General features: G+C 55.9%; 21 protein-coding genes and 1 riboswitch. Of the genes, 13 read left to right on the top strand and 8 right to left on the bottom strand.

Features of this window, described 5'->3' with window-relative positions:
• Positions 1-216 precede the first annotated feature (216 nt).
• The 3 genes from aceB to aceK all read left to right on the top strand — a co-directional run bounded on the left by aceB (position 217) and on the right by aceK (position 5,004).
• Positions 217-1,818, top strand: coding sequence for a malate synthase A (aceB, locus tag LZ634_RS02550; RefSeq protein ID WP_234502157.1), 1,602 nt, complete (start codon positions 217-219; stop codon positions 1,816-1,818).
• A 31-nt stretch (positions 1,819-1,849) separates the two neighbouring features.
• Positions 1,850-3,154 carry an isocitrate lyase gene (gene aceA, locus LZ634_RS02545; protein WP_234502156.1) on the top strand — a complete coding sequence of 435 codons (1,305 nt, stop codon included), beginning with the start codon at positions 1,850-1,852 and terminating at the stop codon, positions 3,152-3,154.
• A gap of 92 nt (positions 3,155-3,246) precedes the next feature.
• The gene (gene aceK, locus LZ634_RS02540; protein WP_234502155.1) at positions 3,247-5,004 is read left to right on the top strand and encodes a bifunctional isocitrate dehydrogenase kinase/phosphatase; all 1,758 of its coding nucleotides are present in this window, start codon (positions 3,247-3,249) and stop codon (positions 5,002-5,004) included.
• Here aceK and LZ634_RS02535 read toward each other — a convergent pair.
• Positions 4,962-5,375 (bottom strand): ASCH domain-containing protein, encoded by a 414-nt coding sequence (locus tag LZ634_RS02535; RefSeq protein WP_234502154.1) that lies wholly within the window; start codon positions 5,373-5,375, stop codon positions 4,962-4,964. The genes aceK and LZ634_RS02535 overlap by 43 nt on opposite strands.
• A gap of 10 nt (positions 5,376-5,385) precedes the next feature.
• Positions 5,386-6,210 carry a glyoxylate bypass operon transcriptional repressor IclR gene (gene iclR, locus LZ634_RS02530; RefSeq protein WP_052281800.1) on the bottom strand — a complete coding sequence of 275 codons (825 nt, stop codon included), beginning with the start codon at positions 6,208-6,210 and terminating at the stop codon, positions 5,386-5,388.
• 195 nt (positions 6,211-6,405) lie between these two features.
• Between iclR and metH the strand changes: the two genes are divergently transcribed.
• Both metH and LZ634_RS02520 read left to right on the top strand, forming a co-directional pair.
• The gene (gene metH / locus LZ634_RS02525; RefSeq protein ID WP_234502153.1) at positions 6,406-10,089 is read left to right on the top strand and encodes a methionine synthase; all 3,684 of its coding nucleotides are present in this window, start codon (positions 6,406-6,408) and stop codon (positions 10,087-10,089) included.
• Between the two features lie 222 nt (positions 10,090-10,311).
• Complete coding sequence (locus LZ634_RS02520; RefSeq protein ID WP_052281802.1) at positions 10,312-11,943, top strand: Na/Pi cotransporter family protein; 1,632 nt, start codon at positions 10,312-10,314, stop codon at positions 11,941-11,943.
• 74 nt (positions 11,944-12,017) lie between these two features.
• On the opposite strand, the gene pepE is transcribed toward LZ634_RS02520, so the two are convergent.
• On the bottom strand, positions 12,018-12,707 hold the full coding sequence (gene pepE, locus LZ634_RS02515) for a dipeptidase PepE (RefSeq protein ID WP_234502152.1): 690 nt from the start codon (positions 12,705-12,707) through the stop codon (positions 12,018-12,020).
• A 182-nt stretch (positions 12,708-12,889) separates the two neighbouring features.
• Here pepE and LZ634_RS02510 point away from each other — a divergent pair, with 182 nt between their 5' ends.
• Both LZ634_RS02510 and LZ634_RS02505 read left to right on the top strand, forming a co-directional pair.
• Positions 12,890-13,183 carry a type II toxin-antitoxin system CcdA family antitoxin gene (locus LZ634_RS02510; RefSeq protein ID WP_234502151.1) on the top strand — a complete coding sequence of 98 codons (294 nt, stop codon included), beginning with the start codon at positions 12,890-12,892 and terminating at the stop codon, positions 13,181-13,183.
• Positions 13,183-13,497, top strand: coding sequence for a CcdB family protein (locus tag LZ634_RS02505; RefSeq protein ID WP_234502150.1), 315 nt, complete (start codon positions 13,183-13,185; stop codon positions 13,495-13,497). The genes LZ634_RS02510 and LZ634_RS02505 overlap by 1 nt, the downstream gene beginning before the upstream one ends.
• Positions 13,498-13,523: 26 nt before the next feature.
• Here the strand turns inward: LZ634_RS02505 and LZ634_RS02500 are convergent, their stop codons facing one another.
• Together LZ634_RS02500 and LZ634_RS02495 are read right to left on the bottom strand one after the other, a co-directional pair.
• A complete protein-coding gene (locus tag LZ634_RS02500; RefSeq protein ID WP_234502149.1) occupies positions 13,524-14,336 on the bottom strand; it encodes a shikimate 5-dehydrogenase in 813 nt (270 codons plus the stop codon).
• A 20-nt stretch (positions 14,337-14,356) separates the two neighbouring features.
• Entirely contained in the window at positions 14,357-15,280 is a 924-nt protein-coding gene (locus tag LZ634_RS02495) for a sugar-binding transcriptional regulator (protein ID WP_234502148.1), read from the bottom strand.
• Between the two features lie 219 nt (positions 15,281-15,499).
• On the opposite strand from LZ634_RS02495, the gene rluF reads away from it, so the two are divergent.
• Positions 15,500-16,372, top strand: coding sequence for a 23S rRNA pseudouridine(2604) synthase RluF (rluF, locus tag LZ634_RS02490; protein WP_234502147.1), 873 nt, complete (start codon positions 15,500-15,502; stop codon positions 16,370-16,372).
• Here rluF and LZ634_RS02485 read toward each other — a convergent pair.
• From LZ634_RS02485 to lysC, 3 genes are all read right to left on the bottom strand, one after another.
• Complete coding sequence (locus LZ634_RS02485; protein WP_166517232.1) at positions 16,369-16,641, bottom strand: DUF3811 domain-containing protein; 273 nt, start codon at positions 16,639-16,641, stop codon at positions 16,369-16,371. The genes rluF and LZ634_RS02485 overlap by 4 nt on opposite strands.
• 101 nt (positions 16,642-16,742) lie before the next feature.
• The gene (gene panS, locus LZ634_RS02480; protein WP_061283387.1) at positions 16,743-17,669 is read right to left on the bottom strand and encodes a ketopantoate/pantoate/pantothenate transporter PanS; all 927 of its coding nucleotides are present in this window, start codon (positions 17,667-17,669) and stop codon (positions 16,743-16,745) included.
• 264 nt (positions 17,670-17,933) lie between these two features.
• The gene (gene lysC / locus LZ634_RS02475) at positions 17,934-19,283 is read right to left on the bottom strand and encodes a lysine-sensitive aspartokinase 3 (protein ID WP_234502146.1); all 1,350 of its coding nucleotides are present in this window, start codon (positions 19,281-19,283) and stop codon (positions 17,934-17,936) included.
• 114 nt (positions 19,284-19,397) lie between these two features.
• Positions 19,398-19,595: riboswitch (Lysine riboswitch) on the bottom strand.
• Between the two features lie 244 nt (positions 19,596-19,839).
• On the opposite strand from lysC, the gene pgi reads away from it, so the two are divergent.
• The 5 genes from pgi to LZ634_RS02450 all read left to right on the top strand — a co-directional run bounded on the left by pgi (position 19,840) and on the right by LZ634_RS02450 (position 25,607).
• Complete coding sequence (gene pgi / locus LZ634_RS02470) at positions 19,840-21,489, top strand: glucose-6-phosphate isomerase (RefSeq protein ID WP_234502145.1); 1,650 nt, start codon at positions 19,840-19,842, stop codon at positions 21,487-21,489.
• A 339-nt stretch (positions 21,490-21,828) separates the two neighbouring features.
• A complete protein-coding gene (gene yjbE / locus LZ634_RS02465) occupies positions 21,829-22,074 on the top strand; it encodes an exopolysaccharide production protein YjbE (protein ID WP_234502144.1) in 246 nt (81 codons plus the stop codon).
• Positions 22,075-22,135: 61 nt separating this feature from the next.
• Positions 22,136-22,774: a YjbF family lipoprotein gene (locus LZ634_RS02460; protein ID WP_234502143.1), complete on the top strand. Its 639-nt coding sequence runs from the start codon at positions 22,136-22,138 to the stop codon at positions 22,772-22,774.
• Positions 22,768-23,511, top strand: coding sequence for a capsule biosynthesis GfcC D2 domain-containing protein (locus tag LZ634_RS02455; protein ID WP_234502159.1), 744 nt, complete (start codon positions 22,768-22,770; stop codon positions 23,509-23,511). Before LZ634_RS02460 ends, LZ634_RS02455 begins: the two co-directional genes overlap by 7 nt.
• Positions 23,511-25,607, top strand: coding sequence for a YjbH domain-containing protein (locus LZ634_RS02450; RefSeq protein WP_234502142.1), 2,097 nt, complete (start codon positions 23,511-23,513; stop codon positions 25,605-25,607). Before LZ634_RS02455 ends, LZ634_RS02450 begins: the two co-directional genes overlap by 1 nt.
• Positions 25,608-25,625 lie beyond the last annotated feature (18 nt).

The raw sequence follows: 25,625 nt of genomic DNA, 5'->3' as shown, positions 1-25,625 counted from the left end.
GGTGCCTTTTTTGTTTCCGAAAACCACACCAGTAAATAATAAATTTTTAATTCCATACTAATCAATGAATTGAGGTTAATTTTAATTAAAAATGGAAATCGTTTTTGATTTTTTATTTTTATTGATTAGTCTTAAACACGTTGGGCGAAAAAACGACAACGATCGTTAGCCCATCTTTTCGGGACACTATTCGGATCATTAACGAGGAGCTGCAGCATGACACAACAGGCCACAACAACCGATGAACTGGCTTTTCTGAAGCCCTATGGCGAGCAGGAACAGCAGGTTCTGACTGCGGAAGCGGTGGAGTTTCTGACCGAACTGGTGACCCGATTTACGCCTAAACGTAATAAGCTGCTGGCTGCGCGTATTCAGCAGCAGCAAGATATTGACGATGGAAAGCTTCCAGATTTTATTTCGGAAACCGCTTCCATTCGAGACGGAAGCTGGACCGTCCGTGGTATTCCCGCTGATTTACAGGATCGCCGCGTGGAAATTACCGGCCCTGTTGAGCGCAAAATGGTGATTAACGCCATGAATGCCAACGTCAAAGTCTTTATGGCTGACTTTGAAGACTCGCTGGCGCCAGACTGGAACAAAGTCATCGAAGGGCAAATCAACCTGCGCGATGCGGTCAACGGCACCATCAGCTACACCAACGACGCGGGCAAGATTTACCAGCTCAAACCAGATCCGGCGGTACTGGTTTGCCGTGTGCGCGGCCTCCATCTGCCGGAAAAACACGTCACCTGGCGTGGCGAAGCAATCCCGGGCAGCCTGTTCGATTTCGCGCTCTACTTCTTCCACAACCATAAAGCTCTGCTGGCGAAAGGCAGCGGCCCTTACTTCTACCTGCCGAAAACTCAGGCCTGGCAGGAAGCGGCCTGGTGGAACGATGTGTTCTGCTACGCCGAAGACCGTTTTGACCTGCCGCGCGGCACTATCAAGGCGACGCTGCTGATTGAAACGCTGCCCGCAGTCTTCCAGATGGACGAGATTCTGCACGCGCTGCGCGACCATATTGTCGGTCTGAACTGCGGCCGCTGGGATTACATCTTTAGCTACATCAAAACATTGAAGAACCACCCGGATCGCGTATTGCCCGATCGTCAGGTGGTGACGATGGATAAAGCCTTCCTCAGCGCCTACTCTCGCCTGCTGATCAAAACCTGCCACAAGCGCGGCGCATTTGCGATGGGCGGCATGGCGGCGTTTATCCCAAGCAAAGATGCCGAGCGTAATGAGCAGGTGCTGAACAAAGTTAAAGCGGACAAATCGCTGGAAGCGAACAACGGCCACGACGGTACCTGGGTTGCCCATCCGGGCTTAGCTGATACCGCGATGGCAGTCTTTAACGAAGTGTTGGGCTCACGTGCAAACCAGCTGAACATCTCGCGCGCCGATGATGCGCCGATTACCGCTGAACAGCTGCTGACGCCATGCGATGGCGAACGCACCGAAGAGGGGATGCGTGCCAATATCCGCGTCGCCGTGCAGTACATCGAAGCGTGGATCTCCGGCAACGGCTGCGTACCAATTTATGGCCTGATGGAGGACGCTGCGACGGCGGAAATCTCCCGCACCTCTATCTGGCAGTGGATTCACCATCAGAAAACGCTCAGCAACGGCAAGCCGGTAACCAAACCGCTGTTCCGCCAGATGCTGGCTGAAGAGCTGTTGGTTATCAAAAACGAGCTGGGCGATAGCCGCTTTAACGGCGGTCGTTTCGACGATGCCGCGCGTCTGATGGAGCAAATCACCACCTCTGATGAACTGATCGACTTCCTGACTCTGCCAGGCTACCGCCTGTTGGCTTAATTCACCACATAACAAAATGGAGCATCTGCACATGAAAACCCGTACTCAACAAATCGAAGAATTACAGCAAGAATGGACGCAGCCTCGTTGGGAAGGCATCAAACGCCCGTACAGCGCGGAAGAAGTGGTGAAATTACGCGGCTCGGTTAAACCGGAGCACACCCTGGCGCAGCTGGGTTCGGCTAAAATGTGGCGACTGCTGCACGGCGAGTCCAAAAAGGGCTACGTGAATAGCCTGGGCGCGCTGACCGGTGGCCAGGCGCTGCAGCAGGCGAAGGCAGGGATTGAAGCGATTTATCTCTCCGGTTGGCAGGTGGCGGCGGACGCGAACCTGGCATCCAGCATGTACCCGGATCAATCACTCTACCCGGCGAACTCGGTGCCGGCGGTGGTGGATCGGATCAACAACTCCTTCAGCCGCGCCGATCAGATCCAGTGGGCGAATGGGATCGAGCCGAACGATCCACGCTATGTGGATTACTTCCTGCCGATCGTGGCCGATGCGGAAGCGGGTTTTGGCGGCGTACTGAATGCGTTTGAGCTGATGAAATCGATGATTGCGGCCGGTGCAGCGGCGGTACACTTTGAAGATCAGCTGGCATCGGTGAAGAAGTGCGGTCACATGGGCGGCAAGGTATTAGTACCGACCCAGGAAGCGATTCAGAAACTGGTAGCAGCGCGTCTGGCAGCCGACGTCATGGGCGTTCCAACGCTGCTGATTGCGCGTACCGACGCGGATGCAGCCGACTTAATTACCTCCGACTGCGACCCTTATGACAGCGGCTTTATCACCGGCGAGCGTACCAGCGAAGGTTTCTATCGCACCCAGTCGGGGATTGAGCAAGCGATTAGCCGTGGCCTGGCCTATGCCCCGTATGCCGATCTCGTGTGGTGTGAAACCTCCACGCCTGACCTGGAACTGGCGAAGCGCTTTGCTGACGCTATCCACGCCAAATATCCAGGCAAACTGCTGGCCTATAACTGCTCGCCATCGTTCAACTGGCAGAAAAAGCTGGACGACAAAACTATTGCCAGCTTCCAGCAGCAGCTGTCCGACATGGGTTACAAATACCAGTTCATCACCCTGGCGGGTATTCACAGCATGTGGTTCAACATGTTCGATCTGGCGCACTCCTACGCGCAGGGCGAAGGCATGAAGCACTACGTTGAGAAGGTTCAGCAGCCGGAGTTCGCGGCGGCGAAAGATGGCTATACCTTCGTCTCTCACCAGCAGGAAGTGGGCACCGGCTACTTCGATAAGGTCACTACGATTATTCAGGGCGGTGCTTCTTCGGTGACGGCGCTGACGGGATCGACGGAAGAGTCGCAGTTCTAATGGTTGCCGGATGGCGCTTGCGCTTATCCGGCCTACATAATCGAGTAGGCCGGATAAGGCGTAATCCGCCATCTGGCAAATGAGGGTGAAAGATGTCGCGTGGCCTGGAATTACTGATTGCTCAAACCATCCTGCAAGGTTTTGACGCGCAGTATGGTCGATTTTTGGAAGTCACTTCCGGTGCACAGCAGCGTTTTGAACAGGCTGACTGGCATGCGGTGCAGCAGGCGATGAAAAGCCGTATCCATCTGTACGATCACCACGTGGGGTTGGTGGTCGAACAGCTGCGCTGCATTACCGACGGCAAAAGTACCGATGCCGATTTTCTGCTGCGGGTAAAAGCGCAGTACACGCGCCTGTTACCTGATTACCCACGCTTCGAGATTGCGGAGAGCTTTTTCAACTCCGTCTATTGCCGGTTATTTGACCACCGCTCGCTTAGCCCTGAGCGGTTGTTTATTTTCAGCTCGCAGCCCGAGCGACGTTTTCGCGCCATTCCCCGGCCGCTGGCCAAAGATTTTTTCCCGGAGCACGGTTGGGAGGCGGTGATCTTTAAAATGCTCAGCGACCTGCCGTTACGCCTGCCCTGGCAAAATAAGTTTCGCGACGTAGGCTACATCATGGCGCATCTGAGTGAAACGCTGGATACGGAAACCTTGCGCCACTCGCATTTGCAAATCAATAATGAGCTGTTTTATCGCAATAAGGCCGCCTGGCTGATTGGCAAGCTGATTACGCCCAACGCCACGCTGCCGTTTCTGATCCCGATTCATCGTACCGATGAAGGCGAACTGTTTGTCGATACCTGCCTCACCACCACGGAAGAGGCCAGCATCGTATTTGGCTTCGCGCGCTCTTACTTTATGGTTTACGCCCCGCTACCGGCTGCGCTGGTCGAATGGCTGCGGGAGATCCTTCCGGGTAAAACCACCGCCGAGCTGTACATGGCGATTGGCTGCCAGAAGCATGCGAAAACCGAAAGCTACCGTGAATATTTACACTACATTGCCAATGCTGATGAACCGTTTATTGAGGCGCCGGGCATTCGCGGCATGGTGATGCTGGTGTTCACGCTGCCGGGTTTTGACCGGGTGTTTAAAGTCATCAAAGACAAATTTGCGCCGCAAAAAGAGATGTCTGCCGCCCACGTTCGCGCCTGCTATCAACTGGTGAAGGAGCACGACCGCGTCGGGCACATGGCGGATACCCAGGAATTTGAGAATTTCGTGCTGGATAAACAACAAATTTCTCCGGCACTGATGGCGCTGCTATTACAAGAAGCGCCGGAGAAAATCGTCGATATGGGGGATAAAATCGCCATTAGTCACCTCTATATCGAGCGGCGAATGGTACCACTCAATATCTGGCTGGAGCGCGTGGAAGGCCAGCAGCTGCGCGATGCTATCGAAGAGTATGGCAACGCCATCCGCCAGCTGGCTGCTGCCAATATTTTCCCCGGCGATATGCTGTTTAAAAACTTTGGCGTCACCCGACACGGGCGCGTGGTGTTCTACGATTACGATGAAATTTGCTACATGACGGAGGTGAACTTCCGCCATATTCCGCCGCCACGTTACCCGGAAGATGAGCTGTCTAGCGAGCCGTGGTACAGCGTCTCGCCCGGTGATGTGTTTCCGGAAGAGTTTCGCCACTGGCTGTGCGCCGACCCGCGAATTGGGCCGCTGTTTGAGGAAATGCACGCCGACTTATTCAGCGCTGACTACTGGCGCGGCCTGCAAACGCGGATTAAAAACGGCCACGTGGAGGATGTTTACGCCTACCGCCGCCGTCAACGGTTTAGCGTTCGCTACTCGGCGCTGGCGGTTTCGATGACCGCAAATTCTTCGTAGATGAGTTCCATATCCGGCGACCAGCTGCCTTCGCGTTCGAAGAAGGCCTGGTGCGCCGATTGCCAGTAGGCCAGACTCAAATCGCCTTCACCTTCCAGCGCAGCCAGCGCCGGGCTCATTTCATTAAACCGAATGAGCCTGATGGCCAGCGTACGGATCACACACACCGCTTCTCCGCTACCGTTGAGCACAATATGGTAGGTGCCCGGCGTTAAACGTGGCTCTTCTTTTTGGTAGCTGGCAAACGAGCCGCAGGTCCCGGTTTTCTTTCCGGCAACCACCAGATCGGCCAACTCATCAGCCAGCTCGGGGGAGTCGCCAAACGACCAGCACCACGCCTGGGGATATTTTTCCTGCCAGGCGGATTTCATATCGCGCATCTTAACGCAGCCCGCCATAAGCCAGCGTCACCTCTTTCGCGGCCTTAATCACCATCGCGCCAAACTCGGTCACGCGGTCATCGGTGATTCGCGAAATGGGCCCGGAAATGGAAATGGCTGCGAACGGTTCGCGGTGCTCGTCATAAATGCACGATGCCACGCAGCGCAACCCGAGCGCGTGTTCTTCATCATCAAACGAATAACCGCGCTTACGCGTTTGGGCCAGATCGTCCTTCAGATGCAGCGGCGACACCAGCGTGGCGTGGGTGTAAGCGTGCAGCCCCTTACGGTGCAGCAGGCCGGTAACCTGCTCTTCGCTTAGCTGCGATAAGAAGGCTTTACCCGCGCCGGATGCATGCATCGGCAGCTTGCCGCCAATGGGTGCGGACATACGCATCAGCTGCGTACACTGGACCTGGTCGATGATAATCGCCTGATGATCGCTTTTATCAAGCACCGCCAGATTGACCGTCTCACCGGAGTCTTCCATCAGCTGACGTAAAATCGGGTGGACAATGGCTAACAGATTGCGGCTTTGCAGGAAACTGCTGCCGACGATAAACGCATGCGCACCCACTGCCCAGTGCCCTAAATCGCCCACCTGACGGACAAAGCCCAGCTGCTGCATGGTGGTGAGCAAACGGTGGGTGGTGGAGTTCGGTAACCCGGCCTGCTGTGCCAGTTCGGTCAGTGCGACGCTATTGTGAGATTCGGCAATCCATTCCAGCAGCTTCAGGCCACGGGTGAGGGATTGCACCTGGCCCGTCGCGGGTGCGGCGGCAGCGGCGGGCTTTCTGCCGCGTTTAGCAGGAACGTTGGCAACCATCGCAACTCCTTTCTGTATCGTGGAAATTGTTTTCGTTTTTATTGATTATAATACAACCGTTCAGATTACTGCTCCGATGAGTCATGTTGAACTTGTCTCATGTAGACGGTTGTTTTCTTTTCCGCCACCCCGGTTTATGCCAGTATGCCTTATTACCTTTTTTCTGGGTTTCGTTGAGCGTTGTCGGGAGTGTCTGTGAGCAGCAAAGTTGAGCAACTGCGTGCGCAGTTAAATGAACGTATTCTGGTTCTGGACGGGGGCATGGGCACCATGATCCAGGGCTATCGTCTGAGCGAGCAGGACTTCCGCGGTGAGCGTTTCACCGACTGGCCCTGCGACCTGAAAGGCAATAACGACCTGCTGGTGCTCAGCAAGCCAGAGGTTATCGGTGCTATCCATAACGCCTACTTTGAAGCCGGCGCGGATATCATTGAAACCAACACTTTTAACTCCACGACGATCGCCATGGCGGATTACCAGATGGAATCCCTGTCGGCGGAAATCAACTTTGTGGCAGCAAAACTGGCGCGCGCCTGCGCCGACGAGTGGACGGCACGCACGCCGAACAAACCGCGCTATGTCGCGGGGGTGCTTGGCCCAACCAACCGCACGGCGTCAATTTCTCCGGACGTGAACGACCCCGCTTATCGTAACGTCACTTTCGATCAGCTGGTGGCCGCTTATCGTGAGTCCACCAAAGCGCTGGTGGAGGGCGGTAGCGACCTGATTCTGATTGAAACCGTCTTTGACACCCTCAACGCCAAAGCGGCAATTTTTGCGGTCAAAGAAGAGTTTGAAGCGCTGGGCGTGGATCTGCCGATCATGATTTCCGGCACCATCACCGATGCCTCCGGGCGTACGCTCTCCGGTCAGACGACCGAAGCGTTCTATAACTCGCTGCGCCACGCCGACGCGCTGACCTTTGGCCTGAACTGTGCCTTAGGCCCGGATGAGCTGCGCCAGTACGTGCAGGAGCTGTCGCGTATTGCCGAGTGCTACGTTACCGCGCACCCGAACGCCGGGCTGCCAAACGCCTTCGGCGAATACGATCTTGACGCTGACACCATGGCGACGCAGATTCGTGAATGGGCCGAAGCCGGGTTCCTCAACGTTGTTGGCGGCTGCTGCGGCACCACCCCTGAACACATCACGGCCATGAGCCGCGCGGTGGAAGGTCTTCCACCACGTAAGCTGCCAGAATTGCCGGTGGCCTGCCGTCTGTCCGGCCTTGAGCCGCTCAATATTGGCGATGACAGCCTGTTTGTGAACGTCGGTGAACGTACCAACGTTACCGGCTCGGCCAAGTTCAAGCGTCTGATCAAAGAAGAAAAATATAACGAAGCGCTGGATGTCGCCCGTCAGCAGGTGGAAAGCGGCGCGCAGATTATCGATATCAACATGGATGAGGGGATGCTCGATGCCGAAGCGGCGATGGTGCGTTTCCTCAATCTGATTGCCGGTGAACCGGATATTGCCCGCGTACCGATTATGATCGACTCCTCGAAATGGGAGGTCATCGAGAAAGGGCTGAAGTGCATTCAGGGCAAAGGTATCGTCAACTCGATTTCGATGAAAGAGGGCATTGAACCGTTTATCGAGCACGCGAAAAAAGTGCGTCGCTATGGTGCCGCCGTGGTGGTGATGGCGTTCGACGAAGTGGGCCAGGCCGATACCCGCGAGCGCAAAATCGAAATTTGCCGCCGCGCTTACAACATTCTGACCAAAGAAGTCGGCTTCCCGCCGGAAGATATCATCTTCGACCCCAATATCTTTGCCGTGGCGACCGGGATTGAAGAGCACAACAACTACGCGCAGGACTTTATCGGTGCCTGTGAAGACATTAAGCGCGAGCTGCCGCATGCGCTGATTTCCGGCGGTGTCTCCAACGTCTCCTTCTCGTTCCGCGGCAATGACCCGGTGCGCGAAGCCATCCACGCGGTGTTCCTCTATTACGCCATTCGCAACGGGATGGACATGGGGATCGTTAACGCCGGCCAGCTGGCGATTTACGACGATCTGCCCGCCGAGCTGCGCGATGCGGTAGAAGATGTCGTGCTTAACCGCCGCGATGACGGCACCGAACGTTTGCTGGATCTGGCCGAGAAATATCGCGGCAGTAAAACTGACGACAGCGCCAACGCCCAGCAGGCGGAGTGGCGCAGCTGGGACGTGAAAAAACGCCTCGAATACTCGTTGGTCAAAGGCATAACCGAATTCATTGAGCTGGATACCGAAGAGGCACGTCAGCAGGCCGAGCGGCCGATCCAGGTTATCGAAGGGCCGCTGATGGATGGCATGAACGTGGTCGGCGACCTGTTTGGCGAGGGCAAAATGTTCCTGCCGCAGGTGGTGAAATCGGCCCGCGTGATGAAACAGGCGGTGGCCTACCTCGAACCGTATATCGAAGCCAGTAAAGAGAAAGGCTCCAGTAACGGCAAGATGGTGATTGCGACGGTGAAAGGCGACGTTCACGACATCGGCAAAAACATCGTCGGCGTGGTGCTGCAGTGCAACAACTACGAAATCATCGATCTCGGCGTGATGGTGCCAGCGGATAAAATCCTCAAAACCGCGCGCGAAGTGAATGCCGATCTGATTGGCCTTTCCGGGCTTATCACGCCATCGCTGGACGAAATGGTCAACGTGGCGAAAGAGATGGAACGTCAGGGCTTCACCATTCCGCTGCTGATTGGCGGTGCGACCACCTCGAAGGCCCACACGGCGGTGAAAATCGAGCAGAACTACAGCGGCCCAACGGTTTATGTGCAGAACGCCTCGCGTACCGTGGGCGTGGTCGCCGCGCTGCTGTCCGATACGCAGCATGACGATTTTGTCGCCCGAACCCGTAAAGAGTACGAAACCGTGCGTATCCAGCACGGGCGTAAGAAACCGCGCACGCCGCCGGTCACTTTGGCTGCCGCGCGCGAGAACGATCTGGCGTTTGACTGGGAAAATTACACGCCACCGGTGGCGCACCGTTTGGGTGTACAGGAAGTGGAAGCCAGCATTGAAACGCTGCGTAACTATATCGACTGGACGCCGTTCTTTATGACCTGGTCGCTGGCCGGTAAGTACCCGCGCATCCTGGAAGACGAGGTGGTGGGCGAAGAGGCCAAGCGCCTGTTTAAAGACGCTAACGACATGCTGGATAAGCTGAGTGCGGAGAAATTGCTGAACCCGCGCGGCGTGGTAGGGCTGTTCCCAGCCAACCGCGTCGGCGACGACGTGGAAATCTACCGCGACGAGACGCGCACCCATGTGCTGACCGTCAGCCGTCATCTGCGTCAGCAGACCGAAAAAATCGGTTTTGCTAACTACTGTCTGTCTGACTTTGTGGCGCCTAAGACATCCGGCAAGGCCGACTATATCGGTGCCTTCGCGGTCACCGGTGGTCTGGAAGAAGACGCGCTGGCCGATGCCTTCGAAGCTCAGCACGATGATTACAACAAAATCATGGTGAAGGCGCTTTCTGACCGTCTGGCAGAGGCGTTCGCCGAGTATCTTCATGAGCGCGTGCGTAAGGTTTACTGGGGCTATGCGCCGAATGAAAACCTGAGCAACGAAGAGCTGATCCGCGAAAACTATCAGGGGATTCGCCCGGCGCCGGGCTACCCGGCCTGTCCGGAACACACCGAAAAAGGCACCATCTGGGAGCTTCTGGACGTGGAAACCCACACTGGGATGAAGCTGACTGAATCCTTCGCCATGTGGCCTGGCGCGTCGGTTTCCGGCTGGTACTTCAGCCATCCGGATAGCAAGTACTACGCCGTGGCGCAGATTCAGCGCGATCAGGTCGAGGATTACGCCCTCCGCAAAGGGATGAGCGTGACGGAAGTGGAGCGCTGGCTAGCGCCGAACCTTGGGTACGATGCCGACTGATTCACAAAACCGTCATCTTTTCTTACAACTAACAGGGCGCTCAATGAGCGCCCTGTCTCTTTATTGCCCGTAAACCCTTATACTGAAATAACCTGAGATCATGGTTGGCCGGAATGTTGATGCGTCATCAGGCACCGGGATGAACCCTGAAGACGTACGCTTAGCAAGCCGACGATGGTTGATGGCTCCAGGAACATATAACGATAAGGAGAACCGGATTCTGTGTTAACTCTGCTACATCTGCTTTCTGCCGTCGCCCTATTGGTATGGGGCACCCACATTGTTCGTACCGGGGTGATGCGCGTCTTTGGCGCCCGCCTGCGTACCGTCCTCAGCCGCAGCGTTGAGAAAAAGCCGCTCGCCTTCTGCGCGGGTATTGGTGTGACCGCGCTGGTTCAAAGCAGCAACGCCACCACCATGCTGGTGACCTCATTTGTCGCCCAGGATCTTGTCGCCTTGACGCCTGCGCTGGTGATTGTGCTCGGTGCCGATGTGGGTACCGCGCTGATGGCCCGTATCCTGACCTTCGATCTCTCCTGGCTGTCGCCGCTGTTGATTTTTATCGGGGTGACTTTCTTCCTCGGCCGCAAACAGACGCGCGAGGGTCAACTTGGCCGCGTGGGGATTGGTCTCGGTCTTATCCTGCTGGCGCTGGAGCTGATTGTGCAGGCGGTCACGCCGATTACCCAGGCCAACGGCGTGCAGGTTATTTTTGCCTCGCTGACCGGCGATATCCTATTGGATGCGCTAATTGGTGCCGTATTCGCGATAATCAGCTACTCCAGCCTGGCGGCGGTGCTGTTAACCGCCACGCTGACCACCACGGGTGTTATCTCTTTCCCGGTCGCGCTGTGTCTGGTTATTGGTGCCAACCTCGGTTCTGGCCTGCTGGCGATGCTCAATAACAGCGCCGCCAACGCCTCAGCCCGCCGCGTTGCGCTCGGTAGCCTGCTGTTTAAGCTGGTGGGCAGTCTGCTGATCCTGCCGTTTGTTCACGTGCTGGCAACGACGCTGCAAAAACTGCCGCTGCCGGAATCCGAACTGGTTATCTACTTCCACGTCTTCTACAACCTGATTCGCTGCGTGGCGATGGTGCCGTTTGCCGAGCCGATGGCGCGCTTGTGTAAACGGTTGATTCGCGATGAGCCGGAGCTGGACGGTCATCTGAAGCCGAAACATCTTGATGTCACCGCGCTGGATACCCCAACGCTGGCGTTAGCCAATGCCGCGCGCGAAACCCTGCGCATGGGCGATGCGACGGAGCAGATGCTGGATGGCTTAAAAAAGGTGATGAACGGCGAGCCGCGCGAAGAGAAAAACCTGCGCAAACAGGCCGATGACATCAACGTGCTCTATACCGCTATCAAACTGTATCTGGCGCGGATGCCGAAAGATGAGCTGGCGGAGGAAGAGTCCCGGCGCTGGGCAGAGATTATCGAGATGTCGCTCAACCTTGAGCAGGCGTCGGACATTGTGGAGCGTATGGGCAGTGAGATTGCGGATAAATCGCTGGCGGCCCGTCGCGCGTTCTCGGTGGAAGGCTTAAAGGAGCTCGACGGGTTGCATGAGCTGCTGCTGAGTAATCTGCAGCTGGCGATGTCGGTATTCTTCTCCGGCGATGTGACCAGTGCGCGTCGACTGCGCCGCAGCAAGCACCGCTTCCGCATCATGAACCGCCGCTACGCGCACGCGCACGTTGACCGTCTGCATCAGCAAAACGTGCAGAGTATTGAAACCAGTACGCTGCACCTGGCTCTGCTGGGCGATATGCTGCGCCTGAACTCGTTGTTCTGTTCGGTGGCTTACAGCGTGCTGGAGCAGCCGGATGAAGACGACGACCGCGACGATTATTGAGTGCTGTAAAACAACAGGCCCGATAAACATCGGGCCCGTGCGGGGCTGGCTGTATGGTCAGCCCCGAATCATGTTTAAAAACGGTGGCCAGCTTCCAGTGCCACCGCCTCTTCTCCCGCTTTAAACACGTAGGTGGTGTTCGGCCCGCCGAGCGTGGCATGGCCTTGTGCTACCTGAATCCAGTTGCCTTCCGGCAGACCAATGACCGTTAGCTCTGGCGCCACCACCAGCAGTTCGCGAATGCGCTGCTCGCGGGTTTCGCCCTTATGTCCTTCCGGCAGGGCGTTGGTGAAGTGCGGGTTAATTTGCAGCGGGAACAGACCCAGCGCATCAAACCCTTTTGGATCGACAATCGGCATGTCGTTGGTGGTGCGGATGGTTGGGCAGGCAAGGTTCGCCCCAGCGCTCCAGCCGATGTACAGCGCTCCGCGTTTGACCACATCAACAATCGGTGCCAGTAGACCGCGCTCGCGGCTCTCTTTGAGCAGTTGGAACGTATTACCGCCGCCGACGATAACCAGTTCGGCATTTTCAATCGCTGCGACGGGATCGGCGACAGTATGAATACCGGTCACGGTGACGCCGAGTGGCGCAAAGACCGCCGCGGTTTTCGCCGTGTACTCGTCCCAGGTCTGCGTGACGCCTGCAAACGGAATAAACACCGCAGAGCGGCGGCCGTTCAGCTGTGAGGCAATCAGCGGCATCGCGTGTTCCATCCAGGCTTTGCCCGGCAGCGTCGAGTTACTCAGCAATAGCAGTTCCATGGTTTATCCCTTTAATGAAAAAATAATCAGTCAGGGCAGGATGTTATCACTCTACGTCCGACGGCTCACTGATGGGGTTCACGATGTTGCGGAATGCTGCTCGCAGGAATGAATTGTCGAGCATGACAGCGGTGGCTTCGGCGGTTAATTTCTCTCTACCTCCACAGAGTCAGGAATAGGAAATGCTCGCTTATTACGCTAATCTCAGACAAGCTATGCGCATTGCAATGGGGGTTATCATGCGCGCGATGTCGAATGCTAAAAAGTCCGTGAATGTCTCTCTGGCGCCGGAAATTCTGGAAGAGGCCCGTAAGCTGAAAATTAACTTGTCGACGGTGTTAACGGAGGCGTTGTTGGAAAAGTTTCGTGAAAATCAACGCGAAGAGTGGCTGCGGGACAACGAGAAAGCCATTGAGTCCGTTAACCAATGGGTTGATGAAAACGGTTCGTTCAGTGATTTTCAGCGGTCGTTCTAATGGAACAGTTCTGTGCTTATGAGAATATCGGTAGCGGGAGGAAAGTTTATCCCTACCTGATCAATTTACAGCACCCCATTGCCAATGTGTTACAGCATGTGCTGGTGGCTCCAGCGGTTTCCTTAGAACAACTCCCCGGAAATGCACCGGTTAAAATTTGTCCTGTCGTGAAGATCTCAGGCCAAGCTTATGTCGTTATGACGCACATGATGGCTGGAATACCTATCAAAGAACTGGGCGATCGGGTGTCTGACCTAACATCAGAAAGGGCGAAGCTACGGGATGCGATCGATTTTCTGTTAAACGGGTATTAGAGCGCCGGTTAAGGCGCTCATGCTGCTTACCCTTCCCGCGCAAACTTCGCCGCTTCAGCAATCAGCTCGGCATCTGGCCGCACGCCGGTATACATGACGAATTGTTCAACGGCCTGCAGCGCAATCACTTCCGCCCCGCTGATGGTCTTTTTCCCCAGATGCTGCGCTAGTTTTATCACCGGCGTGTCCGGGGGTAGCGCCACCACGTCGAACACCACGCTGGCACGCTCGACCATCGCTTCACTGAAGGCCAGGCTCTCGCTTTCGTTTCCTCCCGCCATGCCCAGCGGCGTGACGTTAACCAGAATATCTATCCCATTGGCTTCCGGCTGTGCCTGCCACTGAAAACCATATTGCTGCGCCAGCGCTTTGCCGTTGGCCTCATGACGTGCAGCGATAATCACCTCGCGAAAACCGGCATCGCGGAAGGCGGCAATCACCGCTTTTCCCATGCCGCCGCTGCCGCGGATCATCACGCGAGCGGATGTATCCAGCTGGTGGCTGCTAATCAGGCTTTTGACCGCGATATAGTCGGTGTTGAACCCGGTCAGTTTGCCGCCATCGTTGACGATGGTATTCACGGAGTCGATGACTTTGGCCGACGGGTCGATGGTATCGAGAAAGGCCATGCAGCTTTCTTTAAACGGCATGGAGACCGCACAGCCGCGAATGCCAAGGGCACGAACGCCTTTTACCGCCGCTTCAATATCCTGGGTGGTAAAGGCTTTGTAGATGAAATTCAGCCCCAGCTTTTCATAAAGATAGTTATGAAAGCGGGTGCCGAAGTTGCCGGGGCGTCCGGCAAGCGACATGCACAGCTGGGTATCGCGGTTGATCATGGTCATGTCCTCGTCTTGTATTACTGCACTAAATATTCAGCGGTAGCCCGGTCGGTGACCAGGCTGTTGATGTGTTTGCCGCGCAGCGCGCCGAGCAGGGCCGCGTGTTTTTCCTCACCGTAGGCAATGCCAATGGCGTAACGGGCCTTGCGTAACGTATCCAGCTCAATGGCGAGCGTCTTTTCCTGCATTGCGGTGTGGACGGGCAGCCCCTCACTATCAAAGAAGCGTGAACAGATATCACCGGCCACCCGGTGGGCGACCAGGTCATCGCTGTGCTCATTACCGTAGAAAGCCTGCCAGTTTGCGCCGTGGCGAATAGCCGGGGAACCAATGCCAACCAGCGCGATATCCAACTGCTGCCAGTATTCGGCAATGGTTTTGAAGTGTTGAGATTGCATGATGCCGTTGCGAATTGTGGCGTTATCCAGCAGCGCGGGAAAATCAGCGAGATGCGATTCTGCCTTTAACCGGCTTGCCGCGCTGTAGGTGAGGGTGTTGACGTGAAAACGACTGGGCAGCTTGCCCGCAGGCCCGCCCACCACCGGCACGCACACCAGGCGGTGAGGCTGGCTCGATGGCGACAATTGCTCAACCAGCGCGCTGACGCCGCGCCCCCAGCCAAACCCGACAACCATGCCGGGTGTCAGCAGTCGTTCCACCAGATGAGCGCCGTACAGCCCCGTCTCGCTTTCCTGCGGTGCGACCACGGCCTCTTTCAGGCCAAACTTCAGCTTGAGCTGTTGCTCCAGCCACAGGCTGTCGTTGTAGTCATAGTTGATAGCGATGCTGACAATCCCCAGCTCGCGCCCACGTTTCAACAAGCGGCTGATGGTGGTGCGGTAAATCCCGAGCGTTTGCGCGATCTGTGCCTGCGTCATCTCCTGCTCGTAGTAGAGCTGGGCTATTTTCACGATCAACCGAATATCGTCACTGTTTTCCATCGTGCTAACGGGCTCCTGCACATATGTGCAAAACATAAAAAGCGATTCTCGATCTGGTATAACGCCATCATTCGGCGAGTTCAAGGCTCTTTTATGGGAGAGGGGATAGAGCGTTTTTGCACGTTTGTGCAAACACCGCAGGATATTGGCACTGATTTCCGGCGGACTCTTTTTCCTCACCGCCAAGGTGAGGTATATTTCGCTTTTACAGGAGAATTTATGCTGCCAGACTCATCAACCCGATTAAATAAATACATCAGCGAAAGCGGGATTTGCTCACGCCGTGAGGCCGATCGCTATATCGAACAAGGCAACGTGTTCCTTAACGGCAAGCGCGCCACGATTGGCGATCAGGTGAAGCCGGGCGACGTGGTGAAGGTTAACGGTCAGTTGATTGAGCCGCGGGAAGCGGATGATTTGGTGCTGATTGCGCTAAACAAACCTGTCGGCATTGTCAGTACCACGGAAGACGGCGAACGCGACAACATCGTTGATTTCGTCAACCACAGCAAACGTATCTTCCCTATTGGGCGTCTGGATAAAGATTCTCAGGGGCTGATTTTCCTCACCAACCACGGCGATCTGGTGAACAAGATCCTGCGTGCCGGTAACGATCACGAAAAAGAGTATCTGGTGACGGTCGATAAGCCGGTGACGGATGACTTTATTCGCGGAATGGGCGCGGGCGTGCCGATTCTGGGGACGGTCACCAAGAAGTGCAAGGTGAAGAAAGAGGCGCCGTTCGTCTTCCGTATCACCCTGGTTCAGGGGCTGAACCGCCAGATTCGCCGCATGTGTGAACACTTTGGTTTTGAAGTGACCAAGCTTGAGCGTACGCGCATCATGAACGTCAGCCTGACGGGCATTCCGCTCGGTGAATGGCGCGATTTGACCGATGACGAGCTTATCGACCTCTTCAAGTTGATTGAGGGGTCATCGTCGGAAGCCAAGCCGAAACCGAAGGCTAAGCCAAAAACCGCGGGCATTAAGCGTCCGGTGGTGAAGATGGAAAAAACCAGCGAAAAACCTGCGCGCCCGGCGTCGAACGGTAAACGTTTCGTGTCACCGGGGCGTAAAAAGAAAGGGCGTTAACGTCTACCGCGCGTCGGCGTATTCGCCGACCACGAAAATGAACTTTCGGTATCCGGTTTATAAGCCTGCTTTTTCTTCAACTGGCGGGCTTTCTTCGCTTCGGCTTCTCGTTCAGCCATCAGCTTATCGATGTACTCCTTTTTCACGCTGTTAGTCTCTGCGTTGGTCAGCAGGCGACCATGCGCGATGCGCGCGCGGTCGAGCAGCGTTTTCAGTTCACGCTGTTCGCGCTCGGTCATCTCTTTTTGCGTAATGCGGGGGAGTGCCATAGGGGTGCCCTCTATCGGATGGTTTACCCAGTGTACGGCAAAGGAGCGGGAATCTGACAGGGAATTATCGCCCGTTCGTGAAGTCCCGAACGGGCTGTGCGTTATTTACGCTTTTTATTCTCAATAGGTTTGCCGGACCAGTAGCCTGCCAACAGAGAGCCGGACAGGTTGTGCCACACTGAGAACAGCGCGCCGGGCAGCGCCGCCAGCGGGCCAAAGTAAATCTTGCCTAAGGCCGCTGCCAGCCCTGAGTTCTGCATCCCGACTTCAATCGCCAGCGTTCGGCAGGTCGACTCATCAAAGCCGAACAGGCGCCCGCCCCAGTAGCCGCCAAGCAGGCCGATGGTGTTATGCAGAATTACCGCGATAATCACCACAAAACCCACCGAGGCGATATGCGATGCGGAGCCGGCCACCACGGCGCTGATGATCGCCAGAATACACACCATGGAGAACGCCGGCAGATAAGGTTCAACCGCCTTCACGACGCGCGGGAATAGGTGATGAATCACCAGACCCAGCGCAATGGGGATCACCACAATTTGCAGAATACTCAGCAGCATACCCATCACATCGACCTGAATATGTGCGTCGACGTACAGACGGGTGAGCAGCGGCGTGGCAACAACGCCAACCAGCGTGGAGACAGAGGAAATGGTGACCGACAGTGCAACATCCCCCTTCGCCAGATAGATCATCACGTTAGATGCCGTACCGCTGGCGACGCTGCCGACCAGCACCATTCCGGCGGAAAGCTCCGGCGGCATATGAAACGCCAGTGCCAGCAGCCAGGCGGCGAGCGGCATCACCAGGTAGTGCAGAAAAATCCCCGCCGCGACCGGTGCCGGGCGTGACAGCACGCGTTTAAAATCGTCCACCTTCAGGTGGACGCCCATGCCAAACATAATCAGCATCAGCAGTGAAGGCACCAGCGGACCAATCGGCGTGAAGGTCGACGGCGTGAAGTAGGCAATAACAGAGAGCAGCAGCGCCCATAGCGGGAACAGCCGGGTGAGAACGGCGAGCATGTTGTATTCCTTGCGATTTATACACTTCATCCTTCACGTTGCCTCTGCGTTGGCTGCGCGCGCTCACTCCAGTCACGTACTTCCGTACGCTCCCGGTGATTTGATTGCCTGCCGCATTACTCGGCTTACCGCCTCGCCCCTTCGGGGCCAGCACAAGCGTGTTGTGATTCAACGTGAGTGATTTTGCGTATCTTGATGTTGTGTTGTTATAAAAAAGCCGGGTTCGAGCCCGGCTATAGTTATTGTTTATCGCGTGCTGAAATATTATTCAAACAAATTATGGTGAAGTTTTTGCACCACCTGCTCGGCTTCTGCGCCAGGCACCAGGAAGCACAGGTTATGGCTGGATGCGCCGTAGCAAATCATGCGGATGTTGAACGGTTCCAGTACGCCAAATACCTCTTTGCCCACGCCGCAGGCTTTGGACAGGTCGTTACCAATCAGCGCGACCAGCGCCAGATTCTCTTCCACTTCAACGCGGCACAGCGCCGACAGCTCCATCAGCAGGGACTGCGTCAGCAGCGTGTCGCCGGTAGAGGTGGAACCGGTAGTATCCAGGGTTAACGCCACGCTTACTTCTGAAGTGGTTATCAGATCTACCGAGATATTGTGGCGCGCCAGAATACCGAACACCTCGGCGAGGAAACCACGGGAGTGCAGCATATTCAGGCTGTGCAGGGTCAGCAGCGTTTGCTTACGACGCAGCGCCAGCGCGCGGAACAGCGGCGGGTTAGCGGTTTCATTGCACACCAGCGTACCGCCCGCTTTCGGATCTTTGCTGGAGCCGACGAATACTGGGATATCGCTGCGCACGGCAGGCAGCAACGTTGCTGGGTGCAGGACTTTCGCGCCGAAGGTCGCAAGCTCTGCGGCCTCTTCAAAGGCAATTTCATCAATGCGTTTTGCGGCAGGTACTACGCGTGGATCGGTGGTGTAGATCCCCGGAACGTCGGTCCAGATATCAACGCGAGTGGCATGCAAAGCTTCGCCAAGCAGAGCCGCGGTGTAGTCGCTGCCGCCACGGCCCAGCGTAGTGGTGCGGCCTTTGCTTTCGCTCCCGATAAAGCCCTGGGTGATGACCAGACCTTCGTCCAGACGCGGTACCAGCAGTTGGGTTGCCAGCTCAGACAGCGCGGCAACGTCCGGTTCGGCGCGGCCAAATCGGTCGCTGGTGCGCATCACTTTACGCACGTCAAACCACTGTGCCTGAACGCTACGTTCGCGCAGGATTTCAACGAATAGCAGGGTCGACATCAGTTCGCCGTGGCTGACCAGATCGTCGGTCAGGGCGGTGGAGGTTTCGCTCGCGGCGGCTTCTGCCAGCGCTGCCAGATTTTCCAGCAGGCGCTCGATTTCATCGCGGATAACCGCCGGGTTGGAAAGACGTTCGAGGACGGCGTATTGAATCGCGCGAATCGCGTCGAGCTTGACCTGACGCTCGGCGGGTTCCAGCCCTTCAGCCAGGGCAACCAACAGATTGGTGATACCTGCAGAGGCAGACAGCACAACAACGCGCACGCTGGCGTCGGAAAGCACCACGTCGGCGCTGCGGTTCATAGCATCAAAATCGGCTACGCTGGTTCCGCCAAATTTGGCGACTACTAATGCTGTCATAATAACCTCGTGTCAGGGGAGGGCTGGCTTAGATAAGTCAGTCCAAATTATTCAGCCTTGGCACAAGGGAAGAGCGAAAAACGGGTGGGCGCAGAGCGATAAACAGCTACGATTTCACCCAGAAGTGCTCCACCACTTGTGAAACGTGCGACTGCGAACGTTTCTGGTGACAACCCAGGGGATTCAGCCCCTGTAGCCGATGATGAACATAACCGGTTGTTCAATCATCTCGGCGTTGCTCCCCTTCAGATGTTTTCACAGGACTGGTTCCTCAAACACCGTGTACCTGGGCAACGCGCCTCTTCTGGCCTGCGTATGCGCAGGTAGTACATTTATAAATAAAGGGTTAGTGGGTAAGTTGTCAACGCTGGGGTTATGCGGATTTTTCATGCAGCTGTAACCCTCAGTAACGAGGCTTATAAAGGCGATGTTTTTGTCTGTTTTGTGCACGATTTTGTCATCCGACAGGGGGATAACATTAAAACCATCACAATTTTTTGTGACTGGCGCTACAATCGAGGACAGTTACGATTTTTAAATCAGAAGGGTATTGCTAATGAAAAACATCAACCCAACGCAGACCGCTGCGTGGCAGGCACTACAGAAACACTTCGATGAAATGAAGGACGTTACTATTGCGGAACTGTTCGCCAAAGATGGCGATCGTTTTGCTAAGTTTTCCGCGACCTTCGACGATCAGATGCTGGTCGATTTCTCTAAAAACCGCATCACCGAAGAGACGTTGGCGAAGCTGTTAGATCTGGCGAAAGAGACCGATCTGAGCGGTGCTATCAAGTCCATGTTCTCCGGCGAAAAGATCAACCGCACCGAAGACCGTGCCGTGCTGCACGTCGCGCTGCGTAACCGTAGCAATACCCCGATTGTGGTTGATGGCAAAGACGTGATGCCAGAAGTGAACGCGGTGCTGGAGAAGATGAAATCGTTCTCCGAAGCGATCATCTCCGGTCAGTGGAAAGGCTACACCGGTAAGGCGATTACCGACGTGGTGAACATCGGTATCGGCGGCTCCGACCTGGGTCCATTCATGGTGACCGAAGCGCTGCGTCCGTACAAAAACCACCTCAACATGCACTTCGTTTCTAACGTTGATGGTACCCACATCGCCGAAACGCTCAAAACGCTGAACCCGGAAACCACCCTGTTCCTGGTGGCTTCAAAAACCTTCACCACTCAGGAAACCATGACCAACGCCCACAGCGCGCGCGACTGGTTCCTGGCAAGCGCGGTAGACCAGAAGCACGTGGCGAAACACTTCGCGGCGCTGTCCACCAACGGTAAAGCGGTCTCTGAGTTTGGTATCGATACTGCCAACATGTTCGAGTTCTGGGACTGGGTTGGCGGCCGCTACTCTCTGTGGTCAGCGATTGGCCTGTCGATCATCCTGTCCGTTGGTTTTGACAACTTTGTTGAGCTGCTGTCCGGCGCCCACGCGATGGACCAACACTTCTCCACCACCCCGGCTGAGAAAAACCTGCCGGTACTGCTGGCGCTGATCGGCATCTGGTACAACAATTTTTACGGCACCGAAACTGAAGCGATTCTGCCGTACGATCAGTACATGCATCGCTTTGCCGCGTACTTCCAGCAGGGCAATATGGAGTCCAACGGTAAGTACGTTGACCGTAACGGCGACAAAGTGGCGCACCAGACCGGCCCAATCATCTGGGGCGAGCCGGGTACCAACGGCCAGCACGCGTTCTATCAGCTGATTCACCAGGGCACCAAAGTGGTACCGTGCGATTTCATCGCCCCGGCTATCACCCACAACCCGCTGACCGACCACCATCCAAAACTGCTGTCTAACTTCTTCGCACAGACCGAAGCGCTGGCGTTCGGCAAATCTCGCGAAGTGGTTGAACAGGAATACCGTGACCAGGGTAAAGATCCGGCAACTCTGGACTACGTGGTGCCGTTCAAAGTGTTCGAAGGCAACCGTCCGACCAACTCCATCCTGCTGCGTGAAATCACGCCTTACAGCCTGGGTGCATTGATCGCGCTGTACGAACACAAAATCTTCACTCAGGGCGCAATCCTGAACATCTTCACCTTCGACCAATGGGGCGTTGAGCTGGGTAAACAGCTGGCTAACCGCATCCTGCCGGAGCTGAATGATGATAAAGCCATCAACAGCCACGATAGCTCGACCAACGGTCTGATTAACCGTTATAAGTCCTGGCGCGCGTAAGGTTATATATTCTCAATGCCGGCTTGATGCCGGCATTTTTTTTGTCAGATAATTCTGCTTATTCCTGAAATTTGCCTAATATTGGCATTGAGCATAATCCTAAATATCCATTCAACTTGGCTTCTCTTTCGGAATAACCGTATATTGCTATTTTTTAATTAATAAATAAGTATATGTTTTTAATTGCTATATTTATTTTGCGTTATTGCTTTTGCTTATTATCCTAAAGTACCCCTGTCTATTTTCCCTGCGCCAAATCTATTCATTGGGTTGTGTATACTCGATGACGCCTGAATTCTCTTGGGCAAATATCCATTCAATCATTGAAGGGAAATTATTATGAAGAAAATCCTCTATGGCATCTTTGCCATTTCGGCGTTTGCTGCGGCAAGCGTTAGCGCGGCACCGATTGAAACCGGTGAAGCGGCTGGCGTTGCGGCAACGTCCGTGTCTGCCGGGAGTTCAACCGCCACCAGTGCCAGCACCGCAGGTTCTGCTGTCGGTATGGCGCTGGCAGCGGCTGGCGGCGATGGTTCCAATACCGGGACCACTACCACCACCAGCACGACAACCAGTACCCAGTAATTAAAGGTACGTTAATTCTAACCACACTTCGGTGTGGTTATTTCGCCCCTGGAGATGCGCCGTGAAGCGACTTTTTATCCCTCTTTTTTGCCTGTTGCTTCAGGCGTGTTCACCCAGCACCAAGGGGCTGGGGCACTCGTTCTGGGAGAGCATTTGGGGTTCGCCGGGCGTACAGCTGACCGACGACGATATCCAGAATATGCCGTATGCCAGCCAATATATGCAGCTCAACGGTGGACCGCAGATTTTTGTGGTGCTGGCGTTCTCGGAAAACGGCCAACAAAAATGGCTGACCCAGGACCGGGCGATGCTGGTGACTCAGCACGGGCGTCTGGTGAAAACACAGCTCAAGGGTGACAACCTGTTGACGGTGAATAACCTCGATAACGATCCTTTGAGCCATGCAAATCAGATTACCGACGGCGCGACCTGGACGCGGACGATGGGCTGGACCGAGCACCAGCAGGTTCGCTACGCCACGGCAATATCCACCTTCCGCTGGGACGGTAGCGATACGATGACCATGGCGGGCACGCAAACGGCGGTGCGCATTCTGGAGGAAGAAGTCAGCACTTCCGAAGCCCACTGGCGTAACCGCTATTGGGTGGATAGCGAAGGGCAGATCCGCCAATCGCAGCAGTATCTGGGGGCGGGTACTTTCCCGGTGAACACCACGCTTATCAAGGCGGCAAAATCATGAAAAAAACGCTTATTGCTGCCGCTATCGTCAGTCTTCTTTCTTCTGCCTCCGTTCTGGCCGCAGGCACCGTTGAGGTTCATCAGGCGGGCGTGGCGAAACCGCTAACGCTAACAAACGCCGAGCGGCTGGTGGATTTAGTCGGGCAGCCACGGCTGGCGGGAAGCTGGTGGCCCGGTGCGGTTATCGCCACTCCGCAGGCCACGGAACAGGCCACGCGCGAACATCAGGCCTTGCTGGCACAGCTAAGCGCGCTGGCGGCGGATGAAGGTGATAGCGCGGCTGCGGCCATCAACGCACTGCGCAATCAGCTGCAGGCGATACCGGTCACCGGGCGTTTAATGGTGCCGCTTGACCCGGATACCGTACGTGTCCACAGCCAAAATAACCCGCCGCTGCAGGGGAAATACACCCTTTGGCTTGGGCGTGAGCCCTCGACGATTACGCTGGTCGGGCTGGTGGATAAACCGGGGAATATCGCGTTTACCCCGGGAAAAGATGCCGCGGGATATCTTGAAGATATAAACCTGCTCAGCGGTGCGGACCGCAGCTACGCCTGGGTGATTTACCCGGATGGACGCACGCAGAAAGCACCGGTGGCCTACTGGAATAAACGTCATATCGAACCCATGCCCGGCAGCATCCTTTTTGTCGGCTTTGCTGACTCATTGTGGACGAATAAGTATGAGACGCTCAACGCCGCCATTCTTCGCTCCTTGTCGCAGCGGAGACCTGAATAATGAAAAAAACCTGTCTGTATAGCCTGCTCGCCCTGTCGGTGAGCGCGGCCTGCCATGCAGAAACCTATCCGGCGCCAATCGGCCCGTCGCAGTCGGATTTCGGCGGCGTCGGCCTGCTGCAAACCCCAACGGCGCGTATGGCGCGCGAGGGCGAGTTCAGCGCCAACTATCGCAATAATGACCAGTACCGCTATTACTCCGCTTCGGCCCAGCTGTTCCCGTGGCTGGAAACCACCCTGCGCTACACCGACGTGCGTACCAAAAATTACAGCAGCGTGGAGTCATTTTCTGGCTCGCAGACCTACAAAGATAAAGCCTTCGACGTGAAGCTGCGGCTGTGGGAGGAGAGCTACTGGCTGCCGCAGGTGGCGGTGGGGGCGCGTGATATCGGCGGTACCGGGCTGTTTGACTCGGAATATGTCGTCGCCAGTAAAGCCTGGGGGCCGTTCGATTTCTCCCTCGGTTTAGGCTGGGGTTATCTGGGGACCAGCGGTAACGCCACCAGCCCGTTCTGTTCGTACAGTGATAAATACTGCTACCGCGATAACAGCTATCGCAAAGCGGGTTCGGTCGATGGTAGCCAAATGTTCCACGGCCCCGCGGCGTGGTTCGGCGGTATTGAATACCAGACGCCGTGGCAGCCGCTGCGTCTGAAGCTGGAATATGAGGGCAACAACTATCAGCAGGACTTTGCCGGCAAGATTGAGCAAAAGAGCAAGTTTAACGTCGGCGCCATTTATCGCGTCACCGACTGGGCCGACGTGAACCTTAGCTACGAGCGCGGTAACACCGTGATGTTTGGTTTTACCCTGCGCACTAATTTTAACGATCTGCGCCCGTCCTATAACGACAACGCGCGGCCAACTTACCGCCCGCAGCCGCAGGACGCGATCCTGCAGCACTCGGTGGTGGCAAATCAGCTGACCATGCTGAAGTATAACGCCGGATTTGCCGCGCCGAACATGCAGGTGAAAGGCGATACGCTGTACGTAACCGGCGAGCAGGTGAAGTACCGCGACTCTCGTGAAGGGATCGAACGCGCCAATCGGATCGTCATGAACGATCTTCCCGATGGGATCCGCACGATCCGTATTACCGAAACCCGTCTTAACCTGCCGGAAGTGACTACCGAAACGGATGTGGCTAGCCTTAAACGTCATCTGGAAGGTGAGCCGCTAGGCCAGGAAACGCCGCTGGTGCATAAACGCATGGCGCCGGTAATGCCGGAGAAAACCGAGCAGGGCTGGTATATCGATAAATCGCGCTTCGATTTCCATCTTGATCCGGTGCTGAGCCAGTCTATCGGTGGTCCGGAAAGCTTCTACATGTATCAGGTCGGCGTGATGGGCACCGCGGATTGGTGGGTTACGGACCACCTGCTGACCAGCGGCAGCGTGTTCGCCAATATCGCCAACAACTACGATAAGTTTAACTACACCAATCCGCCGAAGGACTCGGCGCTGCCGCGCGTGCGTACGCACATTCGTGAATACGTTGAGAACGATGTCTATGTGAATAACCTGCAGGCCAACTACTTCCAGTATCTGGGGAATGATTTCTACGGCCAGGTTTACGGCGGCTATCTGGAAACCATGTACGGCGGCGCAGGAGCGGAAGTGCTTTACCGTCCGGTCGACAGCAACTGGGCCTTTGGCCTGAATGCCAACTACGTGAAGCAGCGTGATTGGCGCAGCGCGCAGGACATGATGAAGTTCACCGATTACAGCGTCAAAACCGGGCATCTCACTGCGTACTGGACGCCGTCGTTTGCCCAGGACGTGCTGGTGAAAGCCAGCGTCGGGCAGTATCTGGCAGGCGATAAAGGCGGCACCCTGGACATTTCGAAGCACTTTGACAGCGGTATCATCGTGGGAGCCTACGCCACAATTACCAACGTGTCGGCGGACGAGTACGGAGAAGGGGAGTTCACCAAAGGGGTGTATGTCAATATCCCGATGGATCTCTTCACCTCCGGCCCAACCCGCAGCCGGGCTTCCGTCGGCTGGACGCCGCTGACGCGCGACGGCGGGCAGATGCTGGGACGTAAGTTTGAGCTCTACAGCATGACCGGCGATAAGAGCCAGAACTTCCGCTAGCGGGTGATTGCCGATAGC

The sequence above is a fragment of the Kluyvera intermedia genome (assembly GCF_021440345.1).
In the GTDB taxonomy this organism is placed as follows: Bacteria; Pseudomonadota; Gammaproteobacteria; order Enterobacterales; family Enterobacteriaceae; genus Kluyvera; species Kluyvera intermedia_A.
The sequence above is the reverse complement of the archived record's forward strand: the minus strand, read 5'-3'. Positions and strand labels throughout refer to the sequence as shown.

What these genes read in the sequence shown, in the direction of transcription:
- pepE (WP_234502152.1), bottom strand. Translation starts at nt 12,707, where the DNA reads ATGGAACTGCTATTGCTGAGTAACTCGACGCTGCCGGGCAAAGCCTGG.
- rluF (WP_234502147.1), top strand. Translation starts at nt 15,500, where the DNA reads ATGCTGCCAGACTCATCAACCCGATTAAATAAATACATCAGCGAAAGC.
- aceB (WP_234502157.1), top strand. Translation starts at nt 217, where the DNA reads ATGACACAACAGGCCACAACAACCGATGAACTGGCTTTTCTGAAGCCC.
- pgi (WP_234502145.1), top strand. Translation starts at nt 19,840, where the DNA reads ATGAAAAACATCAACCCAACGCAGACCGCTGCGTGGCAGGCACTACAG.
- LZ634_RS02485 (WP_166517232.1), bottom strand. Translation starts at nt 16,641, where the DNA reads ATGGCACTCCCCCGCATTACGCAAAAAGAGATGACCGAGCGCGAACAG.
- LZ634_RS02505 (WP_234502150.1), top strand. Translation starts at nt 13,183, where the DNA reads ATGGAACAGTTCTGTGCTTATGAGAATATCGGTAGCGGGAGGAAAGTT.
- lysC (WP_234502146.1), bottom strand. Translation starts at nt 19,283, where the DNA reads ATGACAGCATTAGTAGTCGCCAAATTTGGCGGAACCAGCGTAGCCGAT.
- panS (WP_061283387.1), bottom strand. Translation starts at nt 17,669, where the DNA reads ATGCTCGCCGTTCTCACCCGGCTGTTCCCGCTATGGGCGCTGCTGCTC.
- iclR (WP_052281800.1), bottom strand. Translation starts at nt 6,210, where the DNA reads ATGGTTGCCAACGTTCCTGCTAAACGCGGCAGAAAGCCCGCCGCTGCC.
- LZ634_RS02510 (WP_234502151.1), top strand. Translation starts at nt 12,890, where the DNA reads ATGCTCGCTTATTACGCTAATCTCAGACAAGCTATGCGCATTGCAATG.
- LZ634_RS02535 (WP_234502154.1), bottom strand. Translation starts at nt 5,375, where the DNA reads ATGAAATCCGCCTGGCAGGAAAAATATCCCCAGGCGTGGTGCTGGTCG.
- LZ634_RS02450 (WP_234502142.1), top strand. Translation starts at nt 23,511, where the DNA reads ATGAAAAAAACCTGTCTGTATAGCCTGCTCGCCCTGTCGGTGAGCGCG.
- yjbE (WP_234502144.1), top strand. Translation starts at nt 21,829, where the DNA reads ATGAAGAAAATCCTCTATGGCATCTTTGCCATTTCGGCGTTTGCTGCG.
- aceA (WP_234502156.1), top strand. Translation starts at nt 1,850, where the DNA reads ATGAAAACCCGTACTCAACAAATCGAAGAATTACAGCAAGAATGGACG.
- aceK (WP_234502155.1), top strand. Translation starts at nt 3,247, where the DNA reads ATGTCGCGTGGCCTGGAATTACTGATTGCTCAAACCATCCTGCAAGGT.
- LZ634_RS02500 (WP_234502149.1), bottom strand. Translation starts at nt 14,336, where the DNA reads ATGATCAACCGCGATACCCAGCTGTGCATGTCGCTTGCCGGACGCCCC.
- LZ634_RS02495 (WP_234502148.1), bottom strand. Translation starts at nt 15,280, where the DNA reads ATGGAAAACAGTGACGATATTCGGTTGATCGTGAAAATAGCCCAGCTC.